Annotated in this window: 18 protein-coding genes and 1 tRNA gene; 15 read left to right on the top strand and 4 right to left on the bottom strand. The window is 40.5% G+C overall.

All coding sequences use genetic code 11. The features are described from left to right. The first annotated feature begins 23 nt into the window (after positions 1-23). From PING_RS11780 to PING_RS11755, 6 genes are all read left to right on the top strand, one after another. Positions 24-1,466, top strand: a complete 1,443-nt coding sequence (locus PING_RS11780) for an ATP-binding protein (RefSeq protein WP_011770586.1) — start codon at positions 24-26, stop codon at positions 1,464-1,466. A gap of 17 nt (positions 1,467-1,483) precedes the next feature. After that, complete coding sequence (locus tag PING_RS11775; RefSeq protein WP_011770585.1) at positions 1,484-2,716, top strand: ABC transporter substrate-binding protein; 1,233 nt, start codon at positions 1,484-1,486, stop codon at positions 2,714-2,716. Positions 2,717-2,932: 216 nt separating this feature from the next. Continuing rightward, entirely contained in the window at positions 2,933-5,182 is a 2,250-nt protein-coding gene (rlmKL, locus tag PING_RS11770; RefSeq protein WP_011770584.1) for a bifunctional 23S rRNA (guanine(2069)-N(7))-methyltransferase RlmK/23S rRNA (guanine(2445)-N(2))-methyltransferase RlmL, read from the top strand. 11 nt (positions 5,183-5,193) lie between these two features. Continuing rightward, on the top strand, positions 5,194-5,427 hold the full coding sequence (locus PING_RS11765; RefSeq protein WP_011770583.1) for a glutaredoxin family protein: 234 nt from the start codon (positions 5,194-5,196) through the stop codon (positions 5,425-5,427). A gap of 17 nt (positions 5,428-5,444) precedes the next feature. Further along, entirely contained in the window at positions 5,445-7,361 is a 1,917-nt protein-coding gene (uup, locus tag PING_RS11760) for an ATP-binding cassette ATPase Uup (protein WP_011770582.1), read from the top strand. Next, positions 7,362-9,200 (top strand): DUF3466 family protein, encoded by a 1,839-nt coding sequence (locus PING_RS11755; RefSeq protein WP_011770581.1) that lies wholly within the window; start codon positions 7,362-7,364, stop codon positions 9,198-9,200. It begins immediately after the preceding gene. Between the two features lie 81 nt (positions 9,201-9,281). On the opposite strand, the gene PING_RS11750 is transcribed toward PING_RS11755, so the two are convergent. Further along, positions 9,282-10,226: a tRNA-dihydrouridine synthase gene (locus tag PING_RS11750; RefSeq protein ID WP_011770580.1), complete on the bottom strand. Its 945-nt coding sequence runs from the start codon at positions 10,224-10,226 to the stop codon at positions 9,282-9,284. A 518-nt stretch (positions 10,227-10,744) separates the two neighbouring features. On the opposite strand from PING_RS11750, the gene apt reads away from it, so the two are divergent. The 8 genes from apt (at position 10,745) to recR (ending at position 16,666) form a co-directional block, all read left to right on the top strand. Continuing rightward, a complete protein-coding gene (gene apt, locus PING_RS11745) occupies positions 10,745-11,290 on the top strand; it encodes an adenine phosphoribosyltransferase (RefSeq protein ID WP_011770579.1) in 546 nt (181 codons plus the stop codon). Positions 11,291-11,295: 5 nt separating this feature from the next. Beyond that, positions 11,296-13,620 carry a DNA polymerase III subunit gamma/tau gene (gene dnaX, locus PING_RS11740; protein ID WP_011770578.1) on the top strand — a complete coding sequence of 775 codons (2,325 nt, stop codon included), beginning with the start codon at positions 11,296-11,298 and terminating at the stop codon, positions 13,618-13,620. Positions 13,621-13,666: 46 nt separating this feature from the next. Then, on the top strand, positions 13,667-13,996 hold the full coding sequence (locus tag PING_RS11735) for a YbaB/EbfC family nucleoid-associated protein (RefSeq protein ID WP_011770577.1): 330 nt from the start codon (positions 13,667-13,669) through the stop codon (positions 13,994-13,996). A gap of 269 nt (positions 13,997-14,265) precedes the next feature. Beyond that, positions 14,266-14,703 carry a hypothetical protein gene (locus tag PING_RS11730; protein ID WP_011770576.1) on the top strand — a complete coding sequence of 146 codons (438 nt, stop codon included), beginning with the start codon at positions 14,266-14,268 and terminating at the stop codon, positions 14,701-14,703. Beyond that, positions 14,655-15,161, top strand: a complete 507-nt coding sequence (locus PING_RS11725) for a hypothetical protein (protein WP_157035360.1) — start codon at positions 14,655-14,657, stop codon at positions 15,159-15,161. Before PING_RS11730 ends, PING_RS11725 begins: the two co-directional genes overlap by 49 nt. Before the next feature lie 26 nt (positions 15,162-15,187). Then, positions 15,188-15,481 carry a GGDEF domain-containing protein gene (locus PING_RS11720; RefSeq protein ID WP_232279361.1) on the top strand — a complete coding sequence of 98 codons (294 nt, stop codon included), beginning with the start codon at positions 15,188-15,190 and terminating at the stop codon, positions 15,479-15,481. 26 nt (positions 15,482-15,507) lie between these two features. After that, positions 15,508-15,648, top strand: a complete 141-nt coding sequence (locus tag PING_RS20615) for a GGDEF domain-containing protein (RefSeq protein WP_232279360.1) — start codon at positions 15,508-15,510, stop codon at positions 15,646-15,648. A gap of 418 nt (positions 15,649-16,066) precedes the next feature. Continuing rightward, a complete protein-coding gene (gene recR, locus PING_RS11715; protein ID WP_011770573.1) occupies positions 16,067-16,666 on the top strand; it encodes a recombination mediator RecR in 600 nt (199 codons plus the stop codon). A 77-nt stretch (positions 16,667-16,743) separates the two neighbouring features. Here the strand turns inward: recR and PING_RS11710 are convergent, their stop codons facing one another. Further along, on the bottom strand, positions 16,744-19,056 hold the full coding sequence (locus PING_RS11710) for a YgiQ family radical SAM protein (RefSeq protein WP_011770572.1): 2,313 nt from the start codon (positions 19,054-19,056) through the stop codon (positions 16,744-16,746). 135 nt (positions 19,057-19,191) lie between these two features. Then, positions 19,192-21,162: an exoribonuclease II gene (locus PING_RS11705; protein ID WP_011770571.1), complete on the bottom strand. Its 1,971-nt coding sequence runs from the start codon at positions 21,160-21,162 to the stop codon at positions 19,192-19,194. 195 nt (positions 21,163-21,357) lie between these two features. Between PING_RS11705 and PING_RS11700 the strand changes: the two genes are divergently transcribed. Further along, positions 21,358-21,448, top strand: a tRNA-Ser gene (locus PING_RS11700). 618 nt (positions 21,449-22,066) lie between these two features. Here PING_RS11700 and PING_RS11695 read toward each other — a convergent pair. After that, the gene (locus PING_RS11695) at positions 22,067-23,854 is read right to left on the bottom strand and encodes a DUF3413 domain-containing protein (protein ID WP_011770570.1); all 1,788 of its coding nucleotides are present in this window, start codon (positions 23,852-23,854) and stop codon (positions 22,067-22,069) included. Between the last annotated feature and the right edge of the window lie 5 nt (positions 23,855-23,859).

The raw sequence follows: 23,859 nt of genomic DNA, 5'->3' as shown, positions 1-23,859 counted from the left end.
ATTTTTAGTCATGCAGGATTAATATGATGGTTTATTTGCGCTTATTGTTCAGATCATTAGTTTCCCGTATGTTATTGCTGACGATGGTATCGGTTATCGTCGCACAAGCCATGAGCAGTTTTTTTTGGGTAAATCAGTTTGCCGAAAGTGAAGAAAAATCACTGCTGCTTAATGCTAATAATTTAGCTGAAAATGCCTTAAGCACTGTTTCATTTTTTCAAGATTTGCCCCTGCAATACCGTTATCTGGCGTTACAGCAACTTCGAGATTTAGGTGGTAGCCGTTTTTTTGTGTCGTTAAACAGTGAACTTATCAACATCAATCCGATCGCGGCCAGTGGGTTAAAAAGTGAGATTATAAAAACTGTTAAGGATGTACTCAGGCGAAGAATTTCAACGGAAAAAAAATTGCACATAGAATTTTCACATCCAGATAATTTACACGTATTAAAAAATGATATTTTATTAAAAAATTTACCACCTTCCTGGGGGGCTTATTCTTTGATTATTCCTTCCGTTAAACCACCCGTTTTAGTGATGCAGGTTGAAATGGCTGAGAATGAGTGGCTTTATCTGGCGGCTATTTTACCTCCTCCTTATTTGCTTTCACAAAACTCAATTATATCAACTCAACAGATCATTACGCTGGTTTTTACTACCTTTATTTTACTTATCTTTATCTCTTTATTCTTTTTTTGGCAAACCAGACCCCTAAAACAGTTGGCTCTGGCGGTGTCTGAAATGAGTATTGATTTATACCAGAAACCCCTTAAGGAAGAGGGAGCTTCTGAAATAGTGATGGCGACACGCGCATTTAATCGCATGCAGCAAAAATTACAGCGCTATATTCAAGATCGTGAAGTGTTATTCCGCTCTATTTCTCATGATTTAAAAACGCCTATTACCCGGTTACGATTGCGCGTGGAATTATTGAATAATGAAAAAAAAATAGTCGCCTTTAATCACGATTTAGACGATTTAGAAATGTTGGTTAAGGGGGCATTACAAACGGTCAAAGATACTGATATTCATGAAAATATCCAGTCAGTTGATGTGCTGAAATTATTAGAGCAGATAAGTAGTTCACAACCCGATCAAATAGAGATTATCTCCGGGGAAATTGCCCCTTATCGCGGTAAGCCTCTGGCGTTAAAACGCTGTCTTTCTAACTTAATAGATAATGGGGTTAAGTATGGTCATTCAGTAAAGGTTTACCTTACGGACAGTGATGAAAGTTTGCAGCTTTTAATTCAAGATAATGGTCCGGGTATTCCAGTTAAAGAACTTCAGAATATATTTACGCCGTATCGCCGTTTACATTATGACCAGCAGGGCCATGGTCTTGGGCTCGGTATTGCGCGTAATATTATTCATGCACATAACGGTCAGCTGCATCTTATTAATCGGGATCAGGGCGGTTTGGAGGTGATCATCACCTTACCAAGAATTTACAAGTCTAATTTATGATAAAGCGGGATGCTGAGATGAAATGTTTAATTTTACTGGCAGCTCTTTTATGCGCTGTCAATGTTTATGCGGCAGAAGTCGAGGTGCTTCACTGGTGGACAGCTAAGGGAGAAGTTGAAGCACAAGGCATACTTGAAGATGCGTTGCTTGAGCAGAATATAAAATGGAATAACTTTGCCATTGTGGGGGCAGGAGGTGAAAGTGCTGTCCGTGTATTGCAAATGCGGGCACTGTCCGGGAATCCTCCCGATGTCGCCCATATTAAAGGTCCGGATATTGGTGAGTGGGCAAAAGTAGGCATGCTTGAAAATATTGGGACGATAGCAGATACCAGCGTGTGGCCAGAGATTCTCCCCAAGATCGTCCGTGAGACGGTGACCTTTGACGGGAAATATATGGCTGTACCGATTAATATTCATCGTGTTAATTGGTTGTGGCTTAACAAAGCCATTTTTGACGAGCTGAGTCTCCCTCTGCCGACAACATGGGAGGAGTTTTTTGCCAATGCAGATAAAATACAGGCTGCAGGTTATATCGCCATTGCGCATGGCGGGACTGCCTGGCAGGATGCGCTGTTATTTGAATCGATGGCACTGTCTTTATTAGGGGCCGAAAAGTATAAACAGGCCTTTGTTGAGTATAATGAAGCGGTGTTAACGTCACCAGAAATGATCTATGTATTTGAGCAGTTTAAACGTTTACATCAATACACTGATATTAATATGCGTGGTAAAGATTGGTATCAGGCAAGCCAGCTTATTAGCAATAATAAGGCGGGCATGCAGTTTATGGGAGACTGGGCAATGGGGATGTGGAATACCCAGGGAAAAAAAGCCATGGTGGACTATATCTGTATTGATGTCCCTGAAAGTAAAGGACTTTTTAGTTACAATATCGACAGTTTTGTGTTTTTTGAAAAAAACGGAACAAAAAATTCGGGGGAAACACAACGCAGCTTTGTCAATATCTTGTTAAGCGAAAAATTTCAAGCCGAATTTAATCTCGCAAAAGGTTCCATTCCAGTTCGACGTGGCATTAATATGGATAAATTTAATCAATGTGCACATAAATCTTTTACTGATTTTAATAATGGGCAATTGGTCCCCTCTTTTACCCAAAATTTAGCCAGCACCAGTCATTTGCAAAATATTATAAGCAAAATAATAAGCAATTATTTTAACAATCCCAGTGCCGATGCCGCCACTACGGTAAACTCTCTTTCATTGGCCATCAGAGCAATCAAGAACTGACCCATAAGGCTAGAACGCTAAAAGGCTAGAATGCCCCGGCAGCCATCAGCCGATAGCCAACAGCCGTCAGCCGATAACTCGATAGCTCGAAGCCCGATCGCCCGACAGCTGATAGCCGACAGCTAACAACCGCTCGATATTAATTATGTTGGGATAATCGAATTTTAAGGGTATAATACGTCCCATTTTATTTTCTATAATCCCGTGAGATCCTATATGTTAAGTTATTTTATCCCTACCGCTAAAGGGTTGGCCCCTCTGCTTGAAGTTGAGCTAAAAGAGATGGGTATTGAAAATCCGCAACAAATGAATGGTGGCGTGAAATTCGAGGGCACCTTAGAGCAAGGGTATAAAGTTTGTTTATGGTCTCGTTTTGCCAGCCGAGTATTGTTAAAGCTTTCTGAATTCAAAGTGTTAGATTCAATGGATCTGTATTTAGGCTGCAGCAATATTCCCTGGGAAACGCATTTTGATGTTGATAAAACCTTCTCTATCGATTTTTCCGGTACCAACGATGAAATTCGTAATACTCAGTTTGGTGCGTTAAAAATTAAAGATGCGATTGTGGATCGTTTCCGTAAGCACTTTGATGAGCGTCCAAATGTTCAAAAACGTGATGCTGATATTCGTTTTAACGGCCGTTTATGGAAAGACAAGGCGACTATTTATTTAGACCTGTCGGGTTCGCCGCTGCACCTTCGTGGTTACCGTACTATCGCAGGCGAAGCGCCACTGCGTGAGACCTTAGCTGCTGGTATTATTAAACGCAGTGGTTGGCAGGGTGAAGCTCTTTTAGACCCAATGTGTGGCTCAGGTACTTTGGTTATAGAAGCGGCCATGATGGCGTTAAATATAGCGCCAGGCTCGTTGCGTGAAACCTTTGGTTTTGAAAAGTGGAAAAAACACGATCAGGAATGCTGGCAAACGCTTAAAACATCGGCACAAGTTTATGGACGTCGCGCAGTCAATCAGTGTGAAACACGTTTTTACGGATCTGATTTAAGCAAAGATATGATTGAAATTGCCCGCAAAAATGCACAACGGGCAGGGGTTGGCGAAGTAATTGAATTTTCTGTGACCGATGCTAAAAAAGTACTACCACCCGAAGAACTTGAAACCGGAATGTTAATTACTAACCCTCCCTATGGTGAACGTCTAGGCAGTTTCAGCGATACCATCACACTTTATACTGAGCTTGGTTATCATTTTAAAGATGCCTTTGCCGGTTGGAATTTATCTATGTTTGCCATGGACACTGAATTATTAAGTTGTTTAGGGATGCGTGCGGGTAAAAGTTTTAAATTCTTTAATGGACCGATTGAGTGTGTGCTTAAGAATTACCGTATTTCGCCAAAACGTCCGGCCGTAGAAGTTGAACCGGTAGCCCCGAAAAAGACAAACAAAGAAACCCCTGAGCCTATCAATCCCTGGACCATGGGTCAAAATGAAAGTGTTGTTGAAGCCGCAATCGAAAATGAGTCTGAGCTTGTTTTTAAAGAGGTTCAACAAATAAAACCCGCTATTTATGCGGAAGAATTTGCTAACCGTTTACTTAAAAACCTAAAACAACTGGAAAAATGGGCAAAACGTGAAGGGGTTGAATGTTACCGTTTATATGATGCCGATTTACCTGAATATAACGTCGCTATTGACCGTTATGCTGAATATATTATTATTCAAGAATACCGTGCTCCCAAAGAGATTGAGACACAAAAAGTACGTCGCCGCTTCTTAGATGTTGTTTCTACAGTACGCTACGTATTAAATCTCCCCGATGACAAATTAGTTATTAAAGTACGTGAACGTCAGAAAGGGCGTCAGCAATATGAAAAATTGGATACCAAAAAACAGTCATTAGTCGTCCATGAAGGGCAGGCCAAAATGCTGGTTAATTTGCAGGATTATTTGGATACTGGCCTGTTTTTAGATCATAGACCAACCCGTTTACTGATTGGCAACATGGCTAAAGGCAAAGATTTTTTAAATCTATTTTGTTATACGGCAACGGCTTCTGTGCATGCTGCACTGGGTGGTGCTAAATCAACAACCAGTGTTGATATGTCTAAGACTTATCTCGCCTGGGGCGAAGATAACTTTGCAGAAAACGGCATTAAAGGTAAACATGAGTTTATTCAGCAGGACTGTATTAAATGGCTACAGCATGCCCACGAGATGTATGACCTTATTTTTATTGATCCGCCAACCTTCTCAAATTCCAAACGTATGAATGATGTGTTTGACGTGCAGGAGGATCATGTTGCACTGTTAACCTCTGCCAGTCAGCGTTTAAATAAGCAGGGCGAAATTATTTTCTCAAATAATAAACGTGGTTTTAAATTAGATGTTGATGCTATTAAAGCATTAGGTTTTTATATTAAAGATATCAGCCAGTCCTCCATACCGGAAGACTTTAGACGCAATAAAAAAATTCATCAGTGCTGGATTTTAACTAAGCATACTGATTAAGAGAAATAATAGTGCAGAAGCATTTTTTATTATATTTTACGGACGGCTGCCATTTATGTGATGATGCACAGAGATTATTGCAGCAGACGTCTGTTTCATATTCAAAAGTCGATATTATCGATGACCCGCAGTTAGTGAGTCTATATGGTTATAGTATTCCCGTTATTCAAAGTGACAATGGGGATACGCTTAACTGGCCATTTGATTTACAGCAGTTAAACGATTTTATTAACCTTCATATTTAATTAAAAAGAGTATTTAATTGGCATTATTAACGTTACACAACGCAGAGCTCGCCTTTGGTGAGCACCCATTATTAAATAAATCCAATCTGGTTATTGAACCTAATGAACGAGTTTGTTTGGTCGGGCGTAATGGCGCAGGTAAATCAACCCTGTTAAAAGTATTAGACGGTCGTATTCAACTTGAAGATGGCACTTTATTGATCAATACCGATGTCAAAGTGGCACGTTTAGAACAGGATCCACCCACAGCGAATACCCTGAGTGCTTATGATTTTGTGGCTTCCGGCATGGAAAATGCGGGTGAAATATTAAAAGCATATCATCACCAACTTCATGTTATCGCAGAAGACTGCAGTGAAAAGCAGTTAAATAAACTGCAAAGACTGCAGGAGCAAATCGATCAGCTGGATGCCTGGCAGTTAGACAGTAAAATCAATCAAATATTAGATCGTTTAGGAATCGACCCCGAGGCAACGCTGGATCAGTTATCCGGTGGATGGTTACGCAAAGTCGCTTTAGCAAAAGCATTAGTGAATGATCCAGACCTGTTGTTGCTTGATGAGCCTACCAATCACCTCGACGTCGGTACTATCGAGTGGTTAGAAGACTTTTTATTCAGTTTTCAAGGTGCGATTATCTTTATCAGCCACGATAGGGAATTTATTCGCCGTTTATCAACACGTATAATTGATATTGACCGTGGTAATTTAAGCTCCTGGCCGGGTGGTTACGATGAGTATTTGATTGCTAAAGAAGAAGCATTACGCGTCGAAGAAGAGCAGAATTCTGAATTCGATCGTAAATTGGCGATTGAAGAAAAGTGGATTCGCCAGGGTATCAAAGCCCGTCGTACACGTAATGAAGGCCGTGTTCGAGTGCTTAAATCATTACGTAATGAACGCGCAGATCGTCAAAATGTGCAGGGCAAAGCGAAAATTAATATTGACGCCGGCACGCGCTCCGGGAAAATCATTTTCGAAGCCGAGCATGTTGCTTACAGTTATGATGAGCTATGCATAGTACGTGATTTTTCCTGCGCTATTATGCGCGGAGATAAAATTGCATTAGTCGGTCGAAATGGCTGCGGCAAGAGTACCCTGTTAAAATTATTACTGAACCAATTACAGCCCGATGCAGGTGAAATCAAGTGCGGTACTAAGCTTGATGTTGCCTACTTTGACCAATACCGGGGTGAATTAAATCCTGAAAAATCGGTAATGGATAACCTTGCTGAAGGTAAGCAGGAAGTGGAAGTGAATGGCATTAAACGCCATGTTTTAGGTTATTTACAAGACTTCTTGTTCCATCCGGAACGCGCTCGTACACCCGTTAAAGCGTTATCCGGTGGTGAAAAAAACCGTCTGTTACTGGCTAAAATATTTTTAAAACCCAGTAACTTATTAATTCTTGATGAACCTACCAATGATCTCGATGTTGAAACGCTGGAGTTATTAGAAGAGCTGTTAGCCAATTATAAGGGCACTTTATTATTGGTGAGCCATGACCGTAGTTTTGTTGATAATACAGTGACTAATACCTGGTTCTTTGATGGCAATGGTAACGTAAAACAGTTCGTCGGTGGTTATAGTGACGCTATGCGCCATAAAACCCAAAGTGAAGCACCCGCTCAGCCTGTGATTAGCGACGTTAAAGCGGCTGCTAAAAAAGACAAAGCCCCTGTAAAAGCAGCTGCCAAGAAAAAATTATCCTATAAATTACAACTTGAACTGGATAATTCACCGCGTTTACTTGAAGAGCTGGAAGAAAAAGTAGAAAGTTTACAGGCAACCATTAATACGCCTGAATTTTTTAACAAAGATAAAACCGAAGCGGATGCCTTCTTAGCACAACTTGCCCAGGCCGAAGAGCAGCTTGAAACAACCTTTATGCGCTGGGAAGAGTTAGAAGAATTGCAAAATGGAGAAAACAGCTAAATGAGATATAAACTATCCCTGACCGGAGTGGCGTTATTATTATCTGCTAACGGTTGGGCACTTCCGGCTCCGGCTGGTGCTGCTTACTATAGTGTTGAAACAATCGACGTTATTGCAGAAGGGGCGAGTTATGGACCTTATCCTTCTGCCATGTCAGAGGATGGTACTTTTATCGGCACCTATTCGATGAAAGCCTCCTTATCGATAGATATGGATATTGGTTTGCCCTTTACCTTTAATCGGGATTGTCAATATGATGCCGTGTTTTGTGAACTTGCATTTTATGGTTCAGAAACCTTCGGTGACTTAAGTTATGATAATGCTTCTCAGGCATGGCGTAATGCGCAGTCTAATGCGAAAAACGTTGATTACACCAGTTATTTTATGGGTAATACTCTGTTAAATGGTTTTGATGAAGCACAAACTCCTTACCCGGCATCAGTTAATAATAGCGATGTAAAAATCACCGATGTTACAGATTCATTAGCAACTAACCGATTTATCGTTGGTTATTCTTCTGCACCTTATGATGTGTCTAATCAACGCGATTTTGTCCGCCGTGCATTTATTAAATATCAGGGCAGTGATTTTGTTACCTCATTATTACCTGAATTCTCCACTAATGGCGGTTTTAGCAGTGCTTATAAAATTAAACAGGTTACTTATAGCAATGGTGAGACAAAAACCTTAGTAGTAGGAGCTTCCAGTGTCTCTTATGCTCAAGATACTGCTGAATATTTCCAGAACTGTTATTTTAGTGCTGAAAATGATCAAATATTAACGACTAATGAACTTGTTAATTGTCCCGGTTTTGATACTCAGGCTTGGGCTTGGGAGGTGATTGATAATGCCGGAACGGTTAATGTTAGTTCAAGTGCTGATGTCGATTTGAGTGGTTTTTCTTTAGCAAGCAACTGGCTTGATGATAACGCTGATAATAATGATTCAAATGCAACCTACAGCGCCAGTGCCTTAGATATTAATGCAGTTGGTATTGCTGTTGGTGTTTCTACTTTTGAATATTCTGATGCTGAACAAGGCGGCCGTCAGCGTGCCATTATTATGACACCCGATGCTGATGGGGCTTATGGCGCGCCGACAGAATTAACCGATGCTGCTCGAGATATTGAAAGCGAAGGTGATCAAGGTGATACGCTCTATAATACCTGGGCTATTGCTATTACAGACACTAATACTGTTATTGGTAACCGCGAATATAATGTATCAAAATCGGTTAATAAACCCACTGAGTTTTTTGTTTATGATATTGACGGAGACAGCATTCGCTTTCCGCTACAGGACATTAAAGTTCAGAGCACTAAGCAGCGGCTAAATGGCAACAGCAGCGCTAAAAAAGGTGCTGATAGCCAAGTGTATGATATTAATGAATCGGGTTTTATTGTCGGTAAAGCGGATGATTATGATCAAACCCATTCTGTCAATGGTGGGAGTCCTCGTGCTCAATCTGCATTTTTATATAACAATAACACCGATCAAAGCTGGTTTCTAAATGACTTAATCTGCAGTTTAAACGCGGGTGCTGTTACTTCACCACGCTATAGAATTCGCAGTGCAACGGTTATTAATGATGCGGGTCAAGTATTAGCGGAAGGTCAAACATACTTAACAGATCAGGATTATGTGAATAGAGCCAATGGCACAGAAGTCATGTTGAAATTAACACCGACTGCTGGAATGACGCCGGATGACAGTCCAAACTGTTGGGATTCTGAGCTGTTAAAAAGCATTGATAGTTCCTACGAGCGCTCCGGGGCTGCAAGTTTGTGGTTATGGATTTTCGCACTGCCGGTATTATTGGTACGTCGTTTAATTAAATAGAAATACTATTTAATTAAATCAGTAAACCACTTCAGTATATTAAATCCTGAAGTGGTTTTTTTGTTAACAAAGTAGTCTTTATTATTTAAACCTTAACTGCTCTTGATTGATCGCCGCCAACATTTCTTGGGTTGTTTTAATAGTGCGCACCTGCTGAAGGAAAACAGCAGCCTGCGGATGTTGCGCTTTTATAAATATTAACCATTGTTTAATGCGACTGGGTAAATATTTTTCCTGATCGCCGTGAGTTTGAACAAACATATATTTTTCCAGTATATTCAAAATCTCTGGCCAGCTATTAGGAGATTCAATCCCTTTAATTGCTTGTGCTAAGTTGGGTGTTGCCAGGGCACCCCGGCCGATCATTAATCGCTCACAACCGGTTATTTCCATGCAACGCTTGGCATCATCAACAGAGAAAATATCACCATTTGCTGTCACGGGAATAGTGATCGCATCTTTAATTTTAGCTATCCAATGCCAGTGGGCGGGCGGGCGGTAACCTTCTGCCTTCGTGCGGGCATGCACCGCAAGTTCATCGGCCCCTGCGGCTTGGATCGCCTGCGCGTTTTCAATTGCGAGAGACTTATCCTCATAACCCAGTCGTATTTTGACGCTGAGCGTTTGAAATACGGGCACCGCTTTACGTACCTCGGTCACAATTTGATATAAGGCTTCCGGTGATTTTAATAACACGGCGCCCCCTTTGTTTTTATTAACCGTTTTTGCAGGGCAACCAAAATTAAGATCAATACCATCGGAGCCGATACTGATGGCTTGATGCGCATTTTCTGCTAAACATTGCGGGTTTTGACCTAATAATTGAATGCGTACCGGGGTGCCGGAGGCAGTTTTACTGTCGTTATACAGTTCCGGGCTATGACGGCGGTATACTTTTGCCGGGAGTTGCATATCAACAACGCGAATAAATTCGGTAATGCAGAGATCATAACCACCAATTGCCGTTAACAATTGGCGCATCTGGTGATCCATGACGCCCTCCATCGGGGCAAGTGTTATTTGCATCAGCTACTCTCTCTTTGAAAAAGCGGCAGTATACCTGAGTATGATGATTTATGTGACAAATAAGATCTGTCCCGACGCCTTAAAAAAGTAGCAGCAAATAGAAAATCAGGGTCTTTAGTTTTATTTCATGTGCGGATTAAAGACAATAAATTAGGAGTATTTTCTGATTATTGATGAGTATACCCAAACGACTTAATGATGTAGATTCAGAGTTTCATCCGTATGCTAGAACAAGTTGTAATATGATGGAAATGGTTATCCCCTTTTTAAGTGTTACAACGCAGTGCTCGCCTTCGGGCGAATCTCCGGAAGGGTAATGCGATAAATGATGATCGATGTTGTTAGAAGGCTTTGATTTAGAACAACTAGAACATCAGCTTTCTTCCTCGAATATTATCATTTATCGTCTTGCTGAGTGCTACATCTACAAGTAATTTGCGTATATATGTCAGCAATGCTTGCACATGGTCATGCAACTAATTATTCTTCACCTACAGGTTTTTAAAAAGAGTTAAATAATGACAGCACCGACATTAGAAGAGATCAAAAACTGTATTAAAAGTATTCCAGATTATCCTATTCCGGGCATTATGTTTCGTGATATCACCAGTTTAATTGAAAATGGCGCTGCATTTTCAGCCACCATTAACTTATTAGTCGAACGTTATAAAGATCAAAATATTTCCAAAGTGGTGGGCACCGAAGCGCGCGGTTTTATTTTTGGCGCTCCCTTAGCGGCGGCGATTGGGGCTGGATTTGTGCCTGTGCGTAAACCGGGTAAATTACCCCGAACAACCGTTCATGAAAATTATGAACTTGAATATGGCACTGATTCGTTACATATCCACAGCGATGCGATTAAAAAGAATGAAAGAGTGTTACTAGTGGATGATCTTTTAGCGACGGGCGGGACAGCCGAAGCTTCTATCAAATTAATTCACCGCTCGGGGGGAATTGTTATTGAGTCAGCTTTTGTTATTGAATTGCCGGCCTTAAAAGGGGCGCAAAAACTGCACGCACTTAATGTTCCGTATTTTTCCTTAATCAAATTTGAAGGTGAGTAATTTTTGTGAGTTATCAAGTTTTAGCACGAAAATGGCGACCAGGTAATTTCCAGGAAGTGGTTGGCCAGCAACATGTGTTGACCGCTTTATCTAATAGTTTGGCGCAAAACAGATTACACCATGCTTATCTGTTCAGTGGTACCCGCGGTGTAGGTAAAACGACCATTGCACGTATTTTGGCAAAAAGCCTGAATTGTGAAAAGGGGGTGACGGCAACACCCTGTGGCGCATGTGTACATTGTCAGGCTATTGATCAGGGGCGTTTTGTTGATTTATTAGAAATAGATGCCGCTTCCCGTACTAAGGTCGATGATACGCGTGAAATGCTTGATAATGTTCAATATAAACCTGCACAGGGGCGTTATAAAGTTTATCTTATTGACGAAGTGCATATGCTCTCCAAGCACAGCTTTAATGCTTTGCTAAAAACATTGGAAGAGCCGCCTGAATATGTGAAGTTTTTATTAGCCACGACAGACCCACAAAAATTACCCATTACGGTATTATCTCGTTGTCTACAATTTCACTTAAAAGCGATTTTGCCGCAAGAAATTGAAACCCAATTAGCTTATATTCTGAACCATGAGCAGGCGACGTTTGAGCATGCTGCGCTGACTGTTATTGCCACGGCAGCAGAGGGCAGTATGCGGGATGCGTTAAGTTTGACTGACCAGGCACTGGCTTTTGGCTCTGGCCACATTGCATACCAGTCTGTATTAAAGATGCTTGGCTCTATTGACAACAATCATTTGCATTATTTATTACACTTTATTGCTTCCGGAAATGTTTCAAAAGTCTTCCTGAAAATAGATGAATTTGTGCATCTTGGGGCAGATTTTGCCATGTTACACCAAACCTTAGCCAGTTTGTGTCATGAAATTGCACTATCACAGATGCAGCCTAAACAGAATGTAACCCAAAAATCTGCCGTACAATTATTAGCAGAACGTTTAACGCCCGAAGAGGTGCAGCTTTATTATCAAATTGCTGTTCAGGGCTATAAAGATTACGCTTTTGCACCTAACGGTAAAATTGCTTTTGAGATGACGGTGATGCGTCTGCTTGCCTTTAAACCCGCAAATTATATCAGTTTGGATGAGCGGCAACTTGGTAATCCGAATAGCGCGGAAGCAAGTGATGCGCAGCAGAGTAATATCGCAGCGGCTTCAGAATCGGTCGAATCTGTAGAAATAGCAGAAGCCCCTGTGATAGAAAACTTGCAGCAAAACCCGGCAGCGTCGCAAATAGTGCAACAGGAGCCTAAAAGCGCAGATTCAGTTCAGTCGACGTCTCCCTCTGTCGAGCCATTACAGAGATCAGCTGCGTCTTCGGTGCCGCCCCCAATTGAAAGACAACCAGAGCCGCAGCAGAATCAGTCTGCACCGCCCAGTGAAAAAATAGCACCTGTTGCTGAGGTCTCTCATTCTCGAAATATGTTACGTAGTCATAGATTAAAACGAGAAAGCGCAAAAAAGAACCAGGCGACAACTACTGAACAACCTGCCTCAGTTGTCGCATCCGGGGCGGAAAATGTAACAGCAGAGTTTAAAGCTGATAAGTATCAGATGAGTGGCATTGATGAGGATATCAGCAGCACGCCAGATCTTCAGGGAGTTAATCGAAACAATGCTATTGCTGATAATCTATCAGCAATACAAGATAATAGGGTCGATCAAGAGATAATCCCCCTTGAATCTTATCAGCAGGATCAGTTTGTACCGGATAGTGACAATCAAGAACAGCCGGCAGACTATCTTAGTCAAACAATGAGTGCTGATTATGGTGAAAGCCGTGGACCGGAAAATATCCTGGAGAATAAGCGGGAGGAAAAAGAACCTGCTGTTGCGGAGAATAAAGATAAAAGTAGCACTTTTCTATCAGATAATATCTTTGTTAATGATGATATTGAACGAGCGGAAATTGATCCCGGCAAATATGTGGCAGACAAATTAAGCGATCCCTGGGCATTAGCTATTCAGAAAATGCGCTTAGTCGGTTTAGTGAAGTTATTAGCCAAAAATAGCGTCATGAAAATAGTTGAACAGCAAATTGTATTGACCTTAAAACCTGAACAACAACACTTACTCAATAACCATCAATTATGCACACAATTAGAGACAAAATTAAAAGTTCATTTTGGGGCGCAAATGAGCATGTATGTTGAAGTGGGGCATGTCACTGGCAAGTTAACCGCATTTGAGTCGGAATTGGCTATTTATCAAACCTATTTGAATAATGCAAAAACGGCTATTAAAGAAGATCAAAACATTCTAACTTTTGTCAGTGAATACGGCGCAAAGGTCTACGAAAATAGCATCATACCGTTATAATCTGATACTATATTTTATATGTTAATCCATCAAAAAGAGAAGTGATATGTTTAGTAAAGAAGGCATGGGCGATTTAATGAAAAAAGCCCAAGAGATGCAAGAAAATATGAAAAAAGCACAAGCTGAAATTGCCAATACAGAAGTTACCGGTGAATCTGGTGCGGGTTTGGTTAAAATAACGATTTTGGGTAATCACAATGTGCGTAAAGTTGAGATTGATCCGAGCCTGATGGAAGATGATAAAGAAATGCTTGAAGATCTTATCGCAGCGGCTATGAATGACGCGGTTCATCGTATTGGAGAAGTCAATAAAAATAAAATGAGCGGTGTATCGGGTGGTATGGAATTACCACCTGGTTTTAAAATGCCATTCTAGTTATTATTAAAAAATGCATTACGATTTATCATTTTTAGAAGGCTTAGAAAGCACAAGTTTCTTTTTTAATCTGATACATCTTAGAGGGGCTGACTAAGGCCCTTTATTTTTATTGTGATCCCTCCTAAATAGCGCCGACATATGTTTATCCTATATTTGTAGGAATTCATATTATATAGAGATAAAAACTGCCTCGGAAAAGATCATGCTAGCCAATCCGTCATAATGTTCTGCTTAAAAGATAAACAATAAGACGAGTCGAATCAACTATGTTAAAAACCACTATTGAAGAAAAACCCTGGGTACTTGTTAAGTTTGCTCAAGCGCTTGTCTGCCCCCTCGGCACAGTGGGTATCTTGTTTGGTGTAACGGCCATAGCGGGCTATGTTAGTGCTATCGAAGAACTATACAGGCCAATAACCGATGGAGCAGCAACCAACCCGTTGACTGCAATCTGCATGATTCTGATAGGGTTTGCAATTCGAAACCGTAACAATCACAAATACGAACGGTGGTTGTCGAGGTTATTGGCATTTCTCGTGATGATTGTTATATCGACTCTCTTTGTCGATACTGTTAGTGATTCAAATATTTCCGCGTTGATAACCCCCTTTCAGCATCAGGTGCAGCTTGACCTGCAAATGGGGAAAGCAATGATATGGGGAGCAAATCTGCCGCCATGTTTTTTCTCATTGCTGTTAGCCTGATACTCTATGGTTTTCAACGATTCACAGCCTCACAACTTGTCGCTTTTATTGCAATAGCCATACCCATGGTCTCCTTTACGGGTTATGCCTATGGGCTTGATCACTTTTACGGTCAGATGTCGATTCTGACGGCATTCACAGGATTTTCTCTGGCAACCGCAACCCTGCTAATGACTGCCAAAACCGGGGCTGTAAAAGCGATTTTAAGCTCGCATATTGGCGGTAAAATAGCCAGGCTGCAAACAGCCGCAGGTTATATTATCCCAACCATACTCGGTTATCTGCTGATTGAATCACTCCACTCTAGCGATGTGAATTTATTCGGTATTTTTGTGGTGACCATCTGTTGGTTTATTATATCAATGGTGAGTATTTCGGCTATTCTTCAAGAAAAGATCGATATTGAGCGCTGGGAAGGAGAACGTTTACTTGCTCAGCCGCCATGTATGATCAATTGACTGGACTCTCAAACCGCAGAAAATTCATGGAATTTGGTCAAGAAGAGATTAAGCGCGCCCAACGTACTAAAAATAAACTTTGGCTTTTGATTTTGGATATTGATTATTTTAAAAAAATTAACGATACCGAAGGTCATGATATGGGTGATCAATTACTTGTCACATTAAGTCAAATGCTTGAAAATTCTGTCTGCAGCATTGACCTTGTTAGCTGTATCGGGGGAGAAGAGTTTTCTATTATACTGCTTGATACCAACAGACAGGGAGCTGCGCGCGTCGCTGAGAGTATCCGTATGAAAATAGAAACTTCCCCAGCATAGAAGGTTGGACCGATAGGTATGGGCCGGTGACTGTTTCAATTGGATGCGCTGTCAATGATGGTAGCTGTTCGCTGGAAGAAACCCCTAAAGTGGCAGATCAAGCATTATACTGGGCAAAAGAAAATGGCCGTAATCAGATCTCTTTTGTGGATAAGAGAATGGAATAAAGCGCTCGCTTATTGTTTCTCTGTAGATTTAACCAGAGAAGGGATCGTTGATAAATATAATAATGAAAATTTATCAACGATCCCTTTTATCTATGGAACCCGTTGTGCTGCATAAGCATATTTTTCGATGCCGGATCTTGCAATAGGAGAGATCCTGAAATGAACACTGATCCCCGTTTTTAGTTGAATTAAAAAGTAGAAGATGGAGCAGCGAGTTCTTTTTTGCTTTGTTGCACTCCAAAGACGCTGATAATGGGTAAACTTAACGGTTAGCAATGGTTGATAGAAAAATAGCGAGCGGATTGGCCAATAAGCAGAGTGATTTTATTGCCTTGCTAAGATAACAGTTAAATATATTTAAGAAGGTAATTAAGGTAAAATCTCCTCCTCTACTTAATAATAAGAAGCAGCCTTAGATATGAGTTCCAGTTCTTTACTTGAAGATCTAATGCAGGCATTACAGTGCTTGCCCAGTGTCGGTCCAAAATCTGCGCAGCGGATGGTTTATCATCTGCTGGATAAAAATAGAAAGGGGGCTTTAAACCTGAGTTCTCTGCTTGAAAGAGCCGTTAATGAAATAGGTCACTGCCAACAATGCCGTACTTTTACCGAGCAGAATTTATGTGCTATCTGTGACAATGATAAACGTAATAAAAACGGCATGATTTGTGTTGTTGAAATGCCCGTTGATGTGTTGGCGATTGAACAAACGGCTTTGTTTTCAGGTACCTATTTTGTGCTGATGGGGCATCTTTCCCCCCTTGATGGCGTTGGACCGGAGCAGCTTGGTTTAAACCTCCTTGATAAACAACTTTCATCAGGTCAACATTCTGAAGTTATATTAGCGACAAATCCAACAGTTGAGGGTGAAGCGACGGCTTATTATATTGCCGAGATGGCCAAGCGATATGCTATAAAAGTGAGTCGAATCGCACACGGTGTGCCAGTGGGAGGCGAGCTGGAGTATGTCGACAGCACCACACTTTCTCATTCATTTTCTGGACGATCTGTTTTTTAACCTATCCATTGTTTAATCTAGGCAGTAAAAAGGGCGGATAACCGCCCTTAAATAATTAGCTCGTCAAGCTTTTATAATCACTTTTTCTTTTGCCCTGCAAAATTAAACTGCTTATTTTTGGGCTTACTCGCAATCTTATTTTCTGCTTTTTCAAGTGGTACTGGTTTATTGCTGCCTATTTTTTTGCCAGCGGCTGATTTTTCCTGTTTTGTATTGGGTGCCGCTTTCTTAAATTGTGCGGAGCCGGTAAAGCGGGTGACAGCACTTTGTACCGGTTTATTCTTGCTTACAAATTTACCCTGCTGAGCAATACCCTGTAGCTCATTACGTGATTCCGGTGGCACCAGGTGCTGAGGACTTTTACCAATCAATTTTCTCGCTAATCCTAATTTCTTAAGGGTTTCACGAATTAATGGCCAGTTTTCCGGCACATGATAACGTAATATCGCTTTATGAAGTTTACGTTGTCGGCCACCCTTAGGGCTTATCACCTCTTCACTGTCTTTGGATACTTTATGTAACGGATTTTTCTCGGTATGGTACATAGTGGTTGCATTCGCCAGAGGCGAAGGGTAAAAGTTTTGTACCTGATCGAGTTTAAAATTATTACTTTTTAACCATAATGCAAGATTAATCATATCTTGATCCGTAGTACCCGGGTGCGCCGAAATAAAATAGGGAATAAGGTATTGTTTTTTGCCCGCCGCTTTAGAGTATTTTTCAAACATTTGTTTAAATGCTTCATAACTGCTCATGGTCGGCTTCATCATTTTGTCTAATGGGCCTTTTTCTGTATGCTCAGGTGCAATTTTCAGATAACCGCCAACATGATGTTCAACTAACTCTTTCACATAACGCGGATCTTCAACGGCGATATCATAACGTACACCGGAGGCTATCAATATTTTCTTAATACCCGTGAGTTTACGCGCGCGACGATAAAGATTAATTGTATGCTCATGGTCAGTATTGAGATGATGACAAATATCGGGGTAAACACAGCTCAAACGGCGACAGGTTTGTTCGGCTTTAGGACTTTTACATTTCAGGCGATACATGTTTGCCGTCGGGCCACCCAAATCAGAAATAACACCGGTAAATCCGGGGACGGTATCGCGAATAATTTCAATTTCTTTAATGATAGAATCTTCAGAACGACTTTGTATTACCCGTCCTTCATGCTCTGTAATTGAGCAGAAAGTACAACCGCCAAAACAACCGCGCATAATATTGATTGAGAAACGGATCATATCGTAAGCCGGTATTTTTGCATCACCGTAGGACGGATGTGGTATACGCTGATAAGGCAGTCCAAAAACACTGTCTATCTCTTCAGTTGTGAGCGGATAGGCAGGTGGGTTGAGCCACACTAAACGTTCACCGTGGAACTGTGCTAAGGCGCGAGCGCAACCGGGATTGGTTTCCTGATGCATAATACGAGAAGCATGAGCATAGTGCACTTTATCTTGACAGACTTTCTCGTAGCTTGGCAGTTGGATATAGGTTTTTTCCCAAGGTTTTTTCTTGCTTGGTTTAAATTCTGCCGGTTGGATAGTAATAACCTGGGTTGGATCGTTTAAGCTTTCGTCCGCCAGTTTTTGTGTGGCGCAGGCAACATTAATATCGGCATAGGGATTGATAATAGGATCTATTTTACCCAGTTGATCCACCTTGCGTGAATCAACACCATCCCATCCTGGTAACGCGGCTTTAGTCAAAATAGCGGTACCGCGAATCTCGGTCATCGAGCTTATCGGCTCACCCTGTGATAAACGGTGGGCAACTTCTAGAAGAGGCCGCTCCGCATTGCCGTATAATAAAATATCGGCCTTCGCATCGAGAATAACTGAGCGACGCACTTTATCGGACCAGTAATCATAATGGGCAATACGGCGTAAACTGGCTTCAATTCCGCCAATAACAACGGGCACCGATTTGTAAGCTTCTTTACAGCGTTGTGTATACACTAATACCGCACGATCTGGACGTTTACCACCTTCGTTGTTAGCCGTGTAGGCATCATCGTGACGCATTCGGCGTTCCGCTGTATAACGGTTGATCATCGAGTCCATATTACCGGCTGAAACACCAAAAAACAGGTTAGGTTTACCTAATGTCATAAAGGCTTCTTTACTCTGCCAATCTGGCTGAGCAATAATACCCACGCGGTAACCTTGAGCTTCAAGTGTTCGACCGATCACCGCCATGCCAAAACTGGGGTGGTCAACATAAGCATCACCCACAACGAGAATAATATCGCAACTATCCCAGCCGAGTTTTTTCATCTCTTGGCGTGACATTGGTAGGAATGGCGCTGCTTTTTCGTTTCTGGATTTAAATGACGGGTATGAGAAAAGGGGTCTTTCGGCTTGTAATAGATCAACGCTCATTATTTTTGCCTAACTGGAAAATGAGCGCTGATTATACAGAAGAAATTAAACTCTGCGATGCTTTCTTAACCATGATGTTTTTATGGTTTTTAAGTGATTGATATTTAATCGGAAAAATAAATTTTACCGATTAAATTACTCGCTAATTGTCAATGATTCGGCAAGCTTTCCGATTAATTGACCGCTTTCCACTTTGACATTATTAAGCATCACATCAATCACATCCCCGAGTTGTAATTCGGTTTGTTGTGCAATAATAACTTTTCCTAATGCTTGATTGCAGTCGATTTTTGTGGCATCGCTGCTGTCTTTGCACAGTAGTGAGCAAGGGATAAAGAAAGTCGCCCCATTTTCTTGTATTTTGACCCGGATACCCGCTTTAATAATATCAAAAATCTCCGCTTTATAGCGCCACTTGGACTCTACCTGATTCTTTAGATATTGACTGTAAAGAATATTATTAACATCTCTTTCGGCTAAACGTTGTAATTTACGGGCTGCATTAAGCACCTGCCCGATCTCATTATCGATCTGAATATTATCTTCTTTTAACAACACTGATTTAATCAAACGATGGTTAAGTAAATCACCGTACTTGCGGATAGGAGAAGTCCACGTCGCGTAGTGGTCGACCCCAAGGGTAAAATGTGCTTCTGGTGTGTTTTTAATATCGGCATAACTGAGCAGTTTACGCAATCTGTGGTCCAGATAACTGTTGTGCAATAAATTCGTTTGTTGGCGTATTTTTGTATAACCTGTAACGGTGGCTAATGTTTGAATATCACTTTCAATGCCAAACTCACTCAGTAAAGAGACTACTTTTCCCAGGCGCTCACTGGAAAAACCTGAATGGGTATTAAACACACCTTGCTGTTTATGTTTTGCTAAAAAGTCACCTGCACATATATTGGCGGCAATCATCGATTCCTCTACCAGGCGATTAGCACTGCGCCTTGGTTCGCAGAGTATTTCGGAAATCTCACCTTTATTGTTTAGTTTTAAGGTGTAATCAGGTTGGTTTTTAAAGACAGCATTATTATCAGTTCGCCATTGTAGACGCTTTAGGGAGAGCGAATCCAAAGTGCGCAGTTGCTCGGCAAGTTGTGTACTGGGTTTCCAACAATCATTGCTGAGCTCTTCATTTTCGAGATAATTGGAAACATCCGTATAGTTAAGGCGATAATGAGATTTTATCCATGCGCCATAAAATGCGGGTTCACCCTCAATTTCACCCTTTTTATTAATATGGATAGTACAGCAGAGTGTTGCCCGTTTTTCGCCCTCTTTTAATGAGCAAAGACTGTCACTCAAATCACGCGGCAACATGGGCACATTAAAATTAGGTAGATATAACGTAAAGGCACGACGTTTAGCTTCAGCATCCATGTCGCTATTTTCTGGTACGTAGGCGGATGGATCTGAGATCGCGACGGTCAATTTCCAACCATTCTCATCAGCTTCGATGTACAGTGCATCGTCCATATCTTGGGTGTTAACACCATCAATAGTAAAAAAGGGGGTTTTAGTTAAATCGCTACGGGATAATTGTGGATCAATAATTTTCCATGGATGATCAAATTCAGGGGCTTTGTTGGCTAGGTTATGAGTTGCGACGGTTAATAAACGATAGGCAAAAGGATCACTGGCATCGGCTATTTTTTCGATAATCTGAGTTAAAAAACCATTTCCTTCGAGCGCATGGCTTACTAATTCAACTTTAACCCAATCACCATCTTGATATCCTCTGGATTGCAAAGATTGGCTGCCTTTTATTTTAAAAAATCCTTTAAGCAGGGGATTTTTTGGAATAATAGAGATATTTTTTTGCTTGATAACTAACCGTGCAATAAAAACAGCTGAACCTGTTTTTTTGAGTTGATTTGGCTCCGCAGTTGATTTATCACCTTTACCACGAATAAATGCATTAATTTGATCGCCGTGTAATACTTTTTTCATCTCACTTGGCGGGATAAAAAAACGTTTACCTTTATCTGTTTCTAAAAAGCCATAACCACGATCAGTTGCTTTAACCTTTCCCTGACGTTTGGGAATATCTTCTTGAATTTGTTTTTTTAATTGACTTAGCAACGGATTGTTCTGAAACATAAAATAAAACCTTAGATAGATGTCGATATAAACAGCCTATTTTGAAAGGAAATAAGCTCAGCTGTTTGACAGTGTTAAATATAAAGGTGATTGCGTTTTAATAAAAGAGGCAATGCTATAAAAAGAGTAAATATAAAACATTTTTTAAAAGCACTTGACTTTGTATCTGGATATCTTTATCATACGCCTCGTTCCGGAGGGGTGGCAGAGCGGCTGAATGCACTGGTCTTGAAAACCAGCGAGGGTTAATAGCTCTCCGAGAGTTCAAATCTCTCCTCCTCCGCCACACATTGAAAACCCGCTGTCTTTGCAGCGGGTTTTTTGTTTTATACGACCGGTTTTATAGGTCATTAGAGTCTGAATCTCTCCTGCTTTTTATTCAGCCACACATTAAAAACTCGCTTTTTTTACAGCGGGTTTTTTGTTTTATACGACCGGTTTTATAGGTCATTAGAGTCTTAATCTCCCCTGTTTTTTACTCAGCCACACATTAAAAGCCCGCTTTTTTACCGCGGTTTTTTGTTTTATACGACTGGTTTTATAGGTTATGAGAGTCTGAATCTCTCCTGCTCTTTATTCAGCCACATTTAAAAAGGCTTCTCATTGAGAAGCCTTTTTTTCGTTTAAGCATATCTACGCATTAATATCAGATCAATCCTGCTGATAGCAAGACTAATACCAAATCCATTAATTTTCTGTTCATTTATGCTGGTTAAAACACATGCTAGCTTCGTTATTGATTTTATAATTAGAACAACTAGTTACTGCAATCAATGCCTTGCTTTCATGGGTTTTCCCAGCGCCTAAACAGATCACTTAATTAGTGGAATTGGTATAACGTCATTTCTTTCCACTCAATTAAACGCCTTGCTCTTATTTATTTTCCTGCGCCCATTATTAACAACTAACGATTAAAACGGCGTAACTGTGATACAACCTTAATCAATAAGGTGACATCATCTTTATCCTCGGCAAGCGGATTAGCATTCCAATCTATACTATTGACTTCACCATCATCTGAAAATTGAGTGATTCTTTCTTTTTCGTACACTACATATTTGTTTAAATCCCCTGACAATAAAAACTGACGTTCACTCTCATCAAATAAACTTTGTCCACTGCTATACAAATTGGCATTAGATTGGCCGCCTAAAGATTTTTCCATCAAGGTCGGGACAATATCTAAATGGCTTGTCATGCGAGAAATTTGACCGGCATTTTCACCTGGCCATAAGATCACCAGTGGGACATGTGCATCGCTGATCGCGCTTTGTGCAGAACTGTTTTTTGCGAAAGACACGGCATGCGTTCCGGTAATAATAACGATCGTATTTTCCAGTTGGTTTTTGCTTTTCAGGGCTTTTATTATTTGAGCTATCTGTTGATCAATGGTTAATACTTGTTTTTGATATAAGGCAAGTTTTTTGGTGTGATCCATAAAACTGACATGATCAGTGTTATGTAAAAACGATTTATCCGGTTGTTCATAGTATAAAAAACTGAACCAGCTGTTTGTGTCATTTTGCAGATTTAACCACTGAGACCATTCTTTGGTGATCTTCTGATTACCATTTTCTGCATTCGCATTTTTTAAATGCTCTGTTTTTAAGTTGCTGAAACTGCTCTGTAAAAACTCGGGTTGATTGAAGCCAATACTTGAAAATAAGCCAAACTGATAGTGCTGTTGTTGTAAACGGGTTAGTAACACGGGGGGGATATAATTAAGCGTTATATCTGACCAGTAATTATTTGGCAAAGCATAAAATAAGCTAAAAATACCTTGAGCCCGATTACTCGCACCACTGTAATGGTTTTTGAAATTTAATCCCTGTTGGCTAAGCTTATAAAGCTTGGGCATGTTTTGTTCATTTAACATGTCTGCGCGTAAGGCTTCAACGGTCACTAATAAAATATTTTGCGCAGATTTTGTTGTCTGGAAAGTTAATGGCGTTATCGGATAACGTAATTCATTTTTAAACTCATTACTCTGGCGACTGATACGCTCATGTAACTTATTCTCACTTAACCAGCCCTGATTTTTCAAAAAAGTACGTGCCGTCATTGGATAGGAGAGTGGGTAGGTTGCTTTTTGTTGGGTAATGGGACGATATTGCTTTGCATCCGCCCATATAAACGTTAAATGCGTAATAACAAAGGCGCTAAACAGTACAACTGCAATAGGTTTACCAATACGTTTAGCCTGTAATTTACGGCATTTTTTCCATACAAAATAGGAAACAAATAGTTCAATAATAAAGATAATCGGAATCGAGATGTAATGCAGGTTAATTGTATAAATTTGCTCGACTTGAGAGGGACTTTGTAAAAAATGCCAAATTAAAGGGTTAAGGTGAAAATTATAAATTTTGAATATTTGCGTATCAATAATTAAAAAAGTGATCAAGATGGTACTGATAAAAATAGCAATAATCCGGTATAAACGCGGGAAAGGGATTAAAAATGCCAAGGGGAATAAAATCAGCATAAAGACAGCTGCACAAAGAAAACTAAAATGCCCAATTAAACTAATAAATTGATAAATAATACCGGCAAAGGAATCCGCCATACCTGCATAGGCGATATATCGTAAACCTATAAGGGACACAATGATTATATTAAAAAAAGTAAACCAATGCCCCCAGTTTATTAAGCTGGAAACTTTATCATGGAATTTATTACCTGTTTCTACCATATTCT

This window comes from Psychromonas ingrahamii 37, assembly GCF_000015285.1.
GTDB classification, from domain to species: Bacteria; Pseudomonadota; Gammaproteobacteria; order Enterobacterales; family Psychromonadaceae; genus Psychromonas; species Psychromonas ingrahamii.
The sequence above is the reverse complement of the archived record's forward strand: the minus strand, read 5'-3'. Positions and strand labels throughout refer to the sequence as shown.

Coding starts and splice junctions, on each gene's coding strand:
- PING_RS11780 (WP_011770586.1), top strand. CDS start 24: ATGATGGTTTATTTGCGCTTATTGTTCAGATCATTAGTTTCCCGTATG.
- PING_RS11775 (WP_011770585.1), top strand. CDS start 1,484: ATGAAATGTTTAATTTTACTGGCAGCTCTTTTATGCGCTGTCAATGTT.
- rlmKL (WP_011770584.1), top strand. CDS start 2,933: ATGTTAAGTTATTTTATCCCTACCGCTAAAGGGTTGGCCCCTCTGCTT.
- PING_RS11755 (WP_011770581.1), top strand. CDS start 7,362: ATGAGATATAAACTATCCCTGACCGGAGTGGCGTTATTATTATCTGCT.
- PING_RS11750 (WP_011770580.1), bottom strand. CDS start 10,226: ATGCAAATAACACTTGCCCCGATGGAGGGCGTCATGGATCACCAGATG.
- apt (WP_011770579.1), top strand. CDS start 10,745: ATGACAGCACCGACATTAGAAGAGATCAAAAACTGTATTAAAAGTATT.
- PING_RS11735 (WP_011770577.1), top strand. CDS start 13,667: ATGTTTAGTAAAGAAGGCATGGGCGATTTAATGAAAAAAGCCCAAGAG.
- PING_RS11730 (WP_011770576.1), top strand. CDS start 14,266: ATGTTAAAAACCACTATTGAAGAAAAACCCTGGGTACTTGTTAAGTTT.
- PING_RS11725 (WP_157035360.1), top strand. CDS start 14,655: ATGGGGAGCAAATCTGCCGCCATGTTTTTTCTCATTGCTGTTAGCCTG.
- PING_RS11720 (WP_232279361.1), top strand. CDS start 15,188: ATGGAATTTGGTCAAGAAGAGATTAAGCGCGCCCAACGTACTAAAAAT.
- recR (WP_011770573.1), top strand. CDS start 16,067: ATGAGTTCCAGTTCTTTACTTGAAGATCTAATGCAGGCATTACAGTGC.
- PING_RS11710 (WP_011770572.1), bottom strand. CDS start 19,056: ATGAGCGTTGATCTATTACAAGCCGAAAGACCCCTTTTCTCATACCCG.
- PING_RS11705 (WP_011770571.1), bottom strand. CDS start 21,162: ATGTTTCAGAACAATCCGTTGCTAAGTCAATTAAAAAAACAAATTCAA.
- PING_RS11695 (WP_011770570.1), bottom strand. CDS start 23,854: ATGGTAGAAACAGGTAATAAATTCCATGATAAAGTTTCCAGCTTAATA.